Origin of the sequence: Sphingobacterium sp. B16(2022), assembly GCF_012030425.1 — a bacterium.
GTDB classification, from domain to species: domain Bacteria; phylum Bacteroidota; class Bacteroidia; order Sphingobacteriales; family Sphingobacteriaceae; genus Sphingobacterium; species Sphingobacterium anhuiense.
In genome coordinates, this window is sequence record NZ_JAAUVN010000005.1 from 382,614 (window position 1) to 392,219 (window position 9,606).

Here is a 9,606-nt window from a genome sequence, read left to right on the forward strand (position 1 = left end):
AGCAAACGATGATAGCATTACTCATAGTAGCAGTAGGCGTGTTTGCATACATCGTGTATGTATTACTAAAGCCCGAGCAGTTTTAACAATCAAACTGTGAATGAAATAATATTTAAAATTTAATTATGAATACAGAAATAATAGCCATAATCGTCATGTTTCTTGGTACGATCGCTTTAGCAATTCCTTTAGGGAAATATATTGCGAAAGTATTTGCTGGAAATAAGACAATCTTTGATCCCGTTTTCAATCCGATTGAAAGATTATTTTATAAACTAACAGGTATAAACCCAAAAGTTGAAATGAGTTGGAAGCAGCATATGGTTGCGATGCTCACTATCAATATGATTTGGTTTCTGGTGGGAATGCTGGTACTGATGATGCAAGGAAGATTACCTTTAAATCCAGATCAAAATCCAAGCATGACAGCAGATTTGGCATTCAACACGGTAATCTCTTTTGTTGTGAACTGTAATTTACAACATTACTCTGGTGAAACTGGGGTGAGTTATTTGGGACAATATTGGTTGATGTTTTTACAGTTTGTCAGTGCAGGTACAGGTATGGCTGCAGTAGTAACTCTTTTTAGAGCTTTTAGAGATAAAACAGCTACAGATTTAGGTAATTTTTATGAATATTTTATAAAATCCTGTACACGAATTCTGCTTCCATTATCCTTTATTGTAGCTATTATACTTGCTTTTCAAGGAACACCCATGACGTTTGAGGGTAAGGATACGATTGTAAGTCTGCAAGGTGATACCGTTGAAGTATCGCGAGGACCTGCCGCAGCGTTTGTTGCAATCAAACATATTGGAACAAATGGTGGTGGTTTTTTTGGAACCAATTCAGCTCACCCTTTTGAAAATCCGACCTATTTAAGCAATATGATCGAAATGGCCGCGCAGATGATCGTACCATTTGCCATGATATTTGCTTTCGGCTATTTTATTAAGAGGAGAAAATTGTCCTGGATGATGTTTGCCGTGATGACTGTAGGATTTTTGATGTTGGCAATTCCCAATATCAAGATGGAAATGGATGGTAACCCTGCTTTAACGAGTTTGGGAATTGATCAGTCATTAGGTGCAATGGAAGGAAAAGAAATCCGAATTGGAGCAGCAACATCTGGGTTCTGGAGTATTGTGACAACAGTGATTTCAACTGGATCTGTCAATTCCATGCACGATAGTTCAATGCCACTTTCCGGAATGAATGAATTATTAGCAATGATGATAAATAGTTTTTATGGAGGTGCAGGAGTTGGTATCCTTAACTTTTTCATCTTCATTATTCTTGCTGTATTTATCAGTGGCCTGATGGTGGGGCGCACACCCGAGTTTTTAGGAAAAAAAATAGAAGCTAGAGAAATGAAGATTGCGATGATTATTGCATTGATTCACCCATTTCTAATCTTAATCAGTGCAGGTTTAGCAACCGCATTTCCCGGACAAGGTGCATCAACACTAAACAATCCTGGTTTTCATGGTTTCAGTGAGATCTTATATGAATATACATCTTCATCGGCAAATAATGGAAGTGGATTCGAAGGTTTAGGTGATAATACACCTTGGTGGAATATCAGCACTGGTATCGTTTTGATCTTATCACGCTTCTTGCCGATTATCGGACCAGTAGCAATTGCAGGTTTGTTGGCTAAGAAAAAATTCATTCCTGAGGGCGAGGGAACTTTACAGACAGATACAGCAACTTTTGGGATTTTGGTATTTACAGTAATCATTATTGTAGCTGCATTATCATTTTTCCCAGCATTAGCGTTAGGTCCTATTGCTGAATATTTTTCTATGCGTTAATCTCATTTGAATAGTAACGGATCGCTGGGTAATGTATACAGACACGATCATTTACTTCATCAATATAAATAATTAAAAATGAATAAGAATCAATCATTATTTCAGAGTGATATGTTATTGCAGGCTTGCAAACAGTCTTTCGTGAAATTGAACCCCAAACTGATGTTTCGTAATCCCGTAATGTTTACGGTAGAGATCGGAACTTTTGTGATGCTAGTAGTCAGTTTATGGATATTGTCAGGAGAATCATCACAAGGTAGTTTTGGTTATAACTTCACCATATTTTTGATTTTATTGCTTACTCTGTTGTTTGCCAATTTTGCGGAAGCGATTGCTGAAGCTAGAGGAAAAGCACAAGCAGACAGTTTACGTAAAACAAGAGAGGAAACCCCTGCAAAATTAGCAAATGGAAGTATGATTTCTTCTTCACAACTTGTGAAAGGTGATATCTTTATATGTGAAGCAGGTGATATCATTCCTTCTGATGGAGAGATTGTTGCGGGCTTGGCAACGATAGACGAAAGCGCGATCACTGGAGAGTCGGCTCCTGTCATACGTGAAGCTGGAGGGGATAAAAGTAGTGTAACAGGCGGAACAAAAGTATTGTCCGATAAGATACAGGTAAAAGTAACTACCGAACCAGGTGAAAGTTTTTTAGATAAAATGATCGCTTTGGTAGAAGGAGCAAGTCGTCAAAAAACACCAAATGAAATTGCATTGACCATTCTTTTAGCAGGTTTTACCTTGGTATTCATTATTGTTACTGTGACTTTAAAACCTTTTGCAGATTATGCCAATGCGCCCATCACAATTGCAGCTTTTATTTCACTATTTATCTGCTTAATACCCACTACGATTGGCGGATTATTATCCGCAATTGGTATCGCAGGAATGGATAGAGCGTTGCGGGCAAATGTCATTACTAAAAGCGGAAAAGCAGTAGAGACGGCTGGAGATATTGATGTCCTATTATTGGATAAAACTGGTACCATTACCATTGGTAACCGTAAAGCAACACATTTTTACCCAACGAAGGGCATAGCCGAAGAGCAACTGATTAAAGCTGCTGTATTAAGTTCAATGAGTGATGAAACTCCTGAAGGAAAATCAATCATTGAGTTGGCTGGTGTTAATCCGTTGGCATATCCAATCAATGCACCCGTTTTTATCAAATTCACGGCAGAGACAAGAAGTTCAGGGATCGATTTTGATCAGACTCGTATTCGTAAAGGTGCGACTGATGCGATCCGTAATATCGTTACGCAGGCCGGAAATGTATTTCCAGTAGATATAACCGATCAGGTTACTGAAATTTCTCAAAATGGAGGTACACCCTTAGTTGTTTGTGAAAACGAAATTGCTTTAGGCGTCATTGAATTGCAGGACGTTATTAAACCAGGGATTCAAGAGCGGTTCGAACGTTTACGGAAAATGGGTATCAAAACAGTTATGGTAACCGGCGATAATCCATTGACGGCAAAATATATTGCCGAAAAGGCCGGAGTCGATGATTTTATTGCTGAGGCTAAGCCAGAGGATAAGATGAACTACATCAAAATGGAACAAGCTAATGGCCGTCTGGTTGCCATGATGGGAGATGGTACAAATGATGCTCCAGCACTGGCTCAGGCAGATGTTGGTGTTGCAATGAATAGTGGGACGCAAGCTGCTAAGGAAGCAGGCAACATGGTTGATTTGGATAATGATCCGACGAAATTGATCGAAGTTGTGGAGATCGGTAAACAATTATTGATGACTCGTGGCACACTTACTACTTTTAGTATTGCAAACGATGTGGCGAAATATTTTGCGATTATTCCTGCTTTATTCATTACGGCTATTCCAGCTTTGCAAGGATTAAATATTATGCAATTACATAGTCCAGAGAGTGCCATCTTATCTGCCGTGATATTCAATGCCCTAATTATTCCATTTTTAATTCCATTGGCTTTGAAAGGGGTGGCCTATAAACCCATAGGTGCAAGTGCACTGTTACGGCGTAATCTGCTCATTTTTGGAGTAGGGGGTATTTTGGTGCCATTTGTAGGCATCAAATTGATTGATCTTATTGTATCCTTATTTATTTAAAAAAAACGAAATCATGAAAAAGCATATTTTACCAGCTATAAAGCTGACTTTTATCCTAATTGTTTTTTTTGCAGTCATCTATCCTTTTGCTGTATGGGCCATTGCTCAAGCAGCTCCAAATGAAGGTAAAGGTGAAATCATTACTTTTAAAGGTAGGACTTATTACAGCAATATTGGTCAGGCCTTTACAAATGATCACTATTTCTGGTCCCGTCCTTCTGCGGCTGGCTATAATGCAGCAGGATCTGCGGGAAGTAACAAAGGCCCTTCAAACCCGTCATATCTGGCAGAGGTAAAAGGTAGGATAGATACATTTTTGGTGCATAATCCCGCTATTACAAAAGCACAAATACCTGCTGATCTTATTACTGCAAGTGCGAGTGGCTTAGATCCTCACTTTTCAGTACAGGCAGCTCAGGTTCAGGTGAAACGTATTGCTAAGATCCGAAATATTGCAGAAGCAGACTTAATGACATTAATTCATGAGCATACCGAAAAACCATTAATCGGACTATTTGGTCCTGCGAAAATAAATGTATTAAAGTTGAATATTGCATTAGACCAATTATCTGCAAAATAATTTAATATGAAATATCCATGTCATACACATTCGAATAAATGTAATTCTGTCAAGAGTGATGTGTACGCAGTCTGGATATTTCATAGCATCCTTATACAATCAATTAACAAATGTGAAATCAAGCTGTAAAATCATCTGCTATGGATGTTAAGCATGATATACACGAATGCTCTATCAACAAAATGATAAAATTAAGATGAAAAAATATATCATCAGTTCCCTATTGTTATTAGGAACTATCCATATTTTGCAAGCACAAGAAAACGTTGAGATCAAAAATCCGTTAACGATTAGTGGCTATGTTGAAGTATACAGTCAGTACGATTTTTCTAACCCTAAAAATAATTCCCGACCAGGATATGTATACAGTCATCATCGTAATAATGAGGTTAATTTAAATCTTGGAATGATTAAATTAAATTATGAATCTGATAGAATCAGGACTAACCTGGCATTGGCGGCTGGTACTTATATGAATGCAAATTATGCTGCTGAACCAGTAACGTTGAAAAATATCTACGAAGCAAATGTCGGTATCAAGATTTCAGAAAAGCATAATTTATGGATTGATGCTGGTGTTTTGCCATCTCATATTGGATTTGAAAGCGCCATTAGTAAGGATTGCTATACCCTGACACGTAGTATAGGAGCGGATAACTCTCCTTATTTTGAAACAGGAGCTAAGATATCGTATACGACCGATGACGGTAAATGGATGATGAGCGGATTAGTTTTAAATGGCTGGCAAAGAATTCAGCGGATTGACGGAAACAGTACCCCCGCTTTTGGGCATCAGTTAACGTATAGGCCCACGGATAAAATAACTTTAAACAGCAGTTCGTTTATTGGTAATGATAAAGCCGATTCTGTTCGTCAGATGCGGTATTTTCATAATTTTTATGGACAGTTCCAACTGCATGATAAATTTACGGTTATAACAGGGTTTGATATTGGTGCTGAACAAAAAGAAAAAGGAAGCAGTCATTATAACACATGGTTTACTCCAGTTTTGATCGCTTCCTATAAACCTCATGATGATTTTGCTATAGCTTTACGAGGTGAATATTATCAAGATAAGAAAGGGATAATTATTAATACCGGAACTACAAATGGTTTTCAAACATTTGGTTATTCCTTTTCAGTAGATTATGTGGTTTTCTCAAATTTAGTATGGCGAACAGAGTTAAAGAGACTACAGAGTAAAGATGCTATTTTTGCTGATCGAAATGATTCTTTGGAAAAAGATAATATGATTGGAATTACTTCTTTGGCATTACGTTTTTAATCAAATTATTATTTCTCTTGTTGTTTTATACTGGTTTATAAAATAACAAGAGAGCTAATAACATGATCTACACTTATATGGAAGAAAGAAAAGATGCGGAACATTTCTTAGGGCTGATAAAAAAATCTAGGAAAGGAAAATTTAAACTGTATATCGGTATGAGCGCTGGTGTAGGGAAGACTTATCGTATGCTACAAGAGGCACATATGCTTCTACATAGTGGGGTAGATATTAAAATAGGTTATATTGAAACTCATAATAGAAAAGAAACACATGCATTATTGGATGGTATTCCGTTGATAACCAGACGTAAACTTTTTTATAAGGGAAAAGAGCTTGAAGAATTGGATGTTCAGGCGGTTATTAACATACATCCTGAAATTGTCATAATTGATGAACTTGCTCATAGTAATATTGAAGGAAGTGTCAATGCTAAGCGTTGGCAGGATGTTGTCGATATATTGGATGCAGGTATCAGTGTGATCAGCGCAGTCAATATTCAGCACATTGAAAGTCTGCATGATGAGATTAAGAATATAACAGGTGTTGATGTACAGGAACGTATACCCGATAGTGTGCTGGGATTGGCCGATGAGGTCGTTAATATTGATTTAACAGCTGAAGAGTTGATAAATAGATTGAAAGATGGTAAAATTTATGATGCTGCTAAGATAGAAATGGCATTAGCAAATTTTTTTAATAGTGATCATATTTTGCAATTACGTGAACTGGCTTTAAAAGAAGTTGCTTCACAGGTGCAAAGGAAAGTTGAGACGGAGGTTATTCATCATAAATATATGAAGAAGGAGCAATTTCTAGCTTGTGTAAGTTCAAATGAGAAGACTGCTACGATCGTAATTCGTAAGACTGCAAGGTTAGCAAACTATTATAATAGTAAATGGTTTGTTCTCTATGTACAAACGCCTAAAGAAAGTGTTTCTAAAATAGCGCTGGATAAACAGCGACATTTGATTAATAATTTTAAATTAGCAACAGAATTGGGCGCCGAGATTATAAAGGTTAATCATAGCAAGATCGCTACAGCCATTATTGAGCAATGTGAAGCAAAACAGATAACGACAGTTTGTATAGGTAAGCCACATTTGGGATTAATCAAAATCATTTGGGCAACAAATACTTTTAATAAACTTCTGACGAAGCTTTCAAACGAAAAAATTGATCTTATAATTCTTTCATAATGCGTATAAAGACAAAATTAACTTTTGGTGTTGGGTCACTTTTTCTGATGATTGTACTATTGGTTGTGGTAAGTGGCTGGTATGTCAATCAGTTGAAAAGGGATACCAATAATATTCTCGTTGCCAATTATAATACTTTGCAATATGCCCGCAATATGCTGTTGGCATTGGAAGAATATGATGTTGATCCAGTAGCGTTACATGATTTTAAGGAAAATCTAGAGAAACAAAAGCATAATGTTACTGAAATCGGAGAGGTGCAGGCTACAAAGATGGTCGAAAAACATTTCTATCAGTTTACTGAAAATAAAGCGGATGTTACGCTGCTTTCCAAAATAAGAAAAGACATTACTGAATTGATGCGTCTCAATATGGAAGCCATAGAACGTAAAAGTGATATTGCTTCTGTAACTGCAGAAAAAGCCATTGCTGTCATTTCCATTACCGGAACATTGTGTTTTCTGATTGCTTTTGTTCTGATCGTTAACCTGCCATCAAATATTGCAAATCCTATTAAAGAATTGACAGAAAGCATTAAGCAGATTGCAAATGAAAACTATAAAAAACGAATACATTATGATAAACGTAATGAATTTGGAGAGCTTGCAAATTCTTTTAATACAATGGCTGAAAAACTAGAAGAATATGCCGAAAGTAAATTGGATAAAATATTAAAAGGGAAAAAACGAATAGATACTCTTATTAATAACATGCATGATCCTGTAATTGGGATTGATGAACAGAAGGTGGTATTATTCGCGAATGAAGAAGCTTTGAAAATTTCTGGTTTACAAAATGAACAGCTAATTGGAAAGCAAATACAGGATGTAGCGGTGACAAATGATCTGATACGTGATTTTATCAAAGATATTTTTCAGGATCAGAAACAACGAGAAGCTACTCTTCTTAAGATTTATGCAAATGGTAAAGAAAGTTATTTTGAGAAGGAAATTGTCGATATCAATATTGTACCGACGGGAGAATTAGATTCTCAATTTATAGGACAGGTCATCATGTTGCGTAATATTACCCAGTTTAAAGAAATGGATTTCGCTAAAACGAATTTTATAGCAACCATATCGCATGAACTTAAAACACCGATTGCCTCCATAAAGATGGGGTTACAACTTTTAGAAAATAAACAAATTGGTGTACTCAATGAAGATCAAAATAATCTTGTTCAAAGTATCCGCGAGGATACCGGGAGGTTGTTGAAAATTACAGGTGAGCTTTTGAATATGACGCAGGTTGAAAGTGGGACCATTCAGTTAAATGTAGCACCGACCAATGTGAGCGAACTCATAGAATATGCTATACGGGCAACAAAAGCGATGGCAGAACAAAAACATATAGAATTGCAATTGCAAATGGAAAATAACCTACCAGATGTGCTCGCTGATAATGAAAAAACAGCCTGGGTATTGACCAACTTACTTTCAAATGCAGTACGTTATTCCTATGAAAATGCTATCATTGGGATCTCTATTGGATCTAGTGAGGATAAAGTGAAATTTGCAATTAAAGATGCTGGACAAGGTATAGAAGATCGGTATAAGGATAAAATATTTGAACGGTATTTTCGAATTCCGGGAACAAAAAAAGAAGGTACAGGTTTGGGTTTAAGTATCAGTAAAGAGTTTATCGAAGCACAGGGGGGGACTATAACTGTTGATAGTGAATATGGTTCAGGAAGTACTTTTTCTTTTACATTGAATCGTATTGATACCAATAATTTTAAAAAAAACTAGTGTCTGTAGCAAGACTTGAGATTGAGAAAATCTAATATGTTTTTCATTCCATAATTTTCGCTTTGAGATTTGGAGTGGCCACAATAGGGTAAAGGTTCCTGTGTGCTTGGTAGTTGTAACAAGTGGTGTTGCGCATTCATTTTGCTTAAAGGTATGATAGCAATGCGCGATGGCGCATTGATTTATCACTCTGGTCAATGTATATACCAACTTAGCCGTTTGTCTTCGCGTTTTTGGTAAACCATTTTGCGTTGCAGCGGTGTAGTAATTCGCCATGTCCAATTGATTCATCACGCTGGCCAATGTATATTGAAATTTGGCCGTCTGTTTTTATTCTTACGGTAGTTCATTTTACGCTATTGCTTATTATTAACTCTGCATGGCTTATAGGTATTGCTACGTAACATGCTTTTAGAGAAATATTATTTTACTATTAAGTTAATTTAGTTTACTGGCGAGTAAAATTCTGATATTATTTAGCCTCTTGTTTAAATTAAAAAAGCTTCTCGTACAGAATAGATGCACTTAGGGAAAGTCTGATTTTTAGTTGAATTTATTGAACATCATATTGGGGAGCTTATTTTGTATTCGGAATTGACGTAAAACCCATACGACAGCTTTGATATGCCGTATGCCGAAATAAAATTAGCAGAAGGATTTATGAATACGGCATACCGCGACAAGATAAATCATATCCGTTCCCTTGCCATGTTACGTAGAAAATTGGGCTAATCTGAGTATATAACAAAAGAAGAGGCTGTCTTTATGCAGTGCCCCCAAAAAGTTAGACACTTTCTGGGGGCATTTTTATGAATAAGAAAAACAAGCACAGTTTTGAATTTAAGTTGAGCTGTGTTAGACAAATGGATGAGCATTATCGTTCTGCAAAGTC

7 protein-coding genes are annotated in these 9,606 nt (G+C 36.5%); all 7 read left to right on the forward strand.

All coding sequences use genetic code 11. From position 1 onward, the window contains the following. Nucleotides 1–8 precede the first annotated feature (8 nt). The 7 genes from kdpF to HCX49_RS22365 all read left to right on the forward strand — a co-directional run bounded on the left by kdpF (nucleotide 9) and on the right by HCX49_RS22365 (nucleotide 8,714). On the forward strand, nucleotides 9–86 hold the full coding sequence (gene kdpF, locus HCX49_RS25865; RefSeq protein ID WP_084825336.1) for a K(+)-transporting ATPase subunit F: 78 nt from the start codon (nucleotides 9–11) through the stop codon (nucleotides 84–86). Nucleotides 87–125: 39 nt separating this feature from the next. After that, nucleotides 126–1,814 (forward strand): potassium-transporting ATPase subunit KdpA, encoded by a 1,689-nt coding sequence (kdpA, locus tag HCX49_RS22340; protein ID WP_132771818.1) that lies wholly within the window; start codon nucleotides 126–128, stop codon nucleotides 1,812–1,814. A 78-nt stretch (nucleotides 1,815–1,892) separates the two neighbouring features. After that, the gene (gene kdpB, locus HCX49_RS22345; RefSeq protein ID WP_132771817.1) at nucleotides 1,893–3,902 is read left to right on the forward strand and encodes a potassium-transporting ATPase subunit KdpB; all 2,010 of its coding nucleotides are present in this window, start codon (nucleotides 1,893–1,895) and stop codon (nucleotides 3,900–3,902) included. Between the two features lie 13 nt (nucleotides 3,903–3,915). Then, a complete protein-coding gene (locus HCX49_RS22350; RefSeq protein ID WP_031289228.1) occupies nucleotides 3,916–4,482 on the forward strand; it encodes a K(+)-transporting ATPase subunit C in 567 nt (188 codons plus the stop codon). Between the two features lie 196 nt (nucleotides 4,483–4,678). Continuing rightward, a complete protein-coding gene (locus HCX49_RS22355) occupies nucleotides 4,679–5,767 on the forward strand; it encodes a porin (protein ID WP_132771816.1) in 1,089 nt (362 codons plus the stop codon). Nucleotides 5,768–5,844: 77 nt separating this feature from the next. Next, nucleotides 5,845–6,966, forward strand: coding sequence for a sensor protein KdpD (locus tag HCX49_RS22360; protein ID WP_132771815.1), 1,122 nt, complete (start codon nucleotides 5,845–5,847; stop codon nucleotides 6,964–6,966). Further along, complete coding sequence (locus tag HCX49_RS22365; RefSeq protein ID WP_132771814.1) at nucleotides 6,966–8,714, forward strand: ATP-binding protein; 1,749 nt, start codon at nucleotides 6,966–6,968, stop codon at nucleotides 8,712–8,714. The genes HCX49_RS22360 and HCX49_RS22365 overlap by 1 nt, the downstream gene beginning before the upstream one ends. Nucleotides 8,715–9,606 lie beyond the last annotated feature (892 nt).

Coding starts and splice junctions, on each gene's coding strand:
- HCX49_RS22355 (WP_132771816.1), top strand. CDS start 4,679: ATGAAAAAATATATCATCAGTTCCCTATTGTTATTAGGAACTATCCAT.
- kdpB (WP_132771817.1), top strand. CDS start 1,893: ATGAATAAGAATCAATCATTATTTCAGAGTGATATGTTATTGCAGGCT.
- kdpA (WP_132771818.1), top strand. CDS start 126: ATGAATACAGAAATAATAGCCATAATCGTCATGTTTCTTGGTACGATC.
- HCX49_RS22360 (WP_132771815.1), top strand. CDS start 5,845: ATGGAAGAAAGAAAAGATGCGGAACATTTCTTAGGGCTGATAAAAAAA.
- HCX49_RS22365 (WP_132771814.1), top strand. CDS start 6,966: ATGCGTATAAAGACAAAATTAACTTTTGGTGTTGGGTCACTTTTTCTG.
- kdpF (WP_084825336.1), top strand. CDS start 9: ATGATAGCATTACTCATAGTAGCAGTAGGCGTGTTTGCATACATCGTG.
- HCX49_RS22350 (WP_031289228.1), top strand. CDS start 3,916: ATGAAAAAGCATATTTTACCAGCTATAAAGCTGACTTTTATCCTAATT.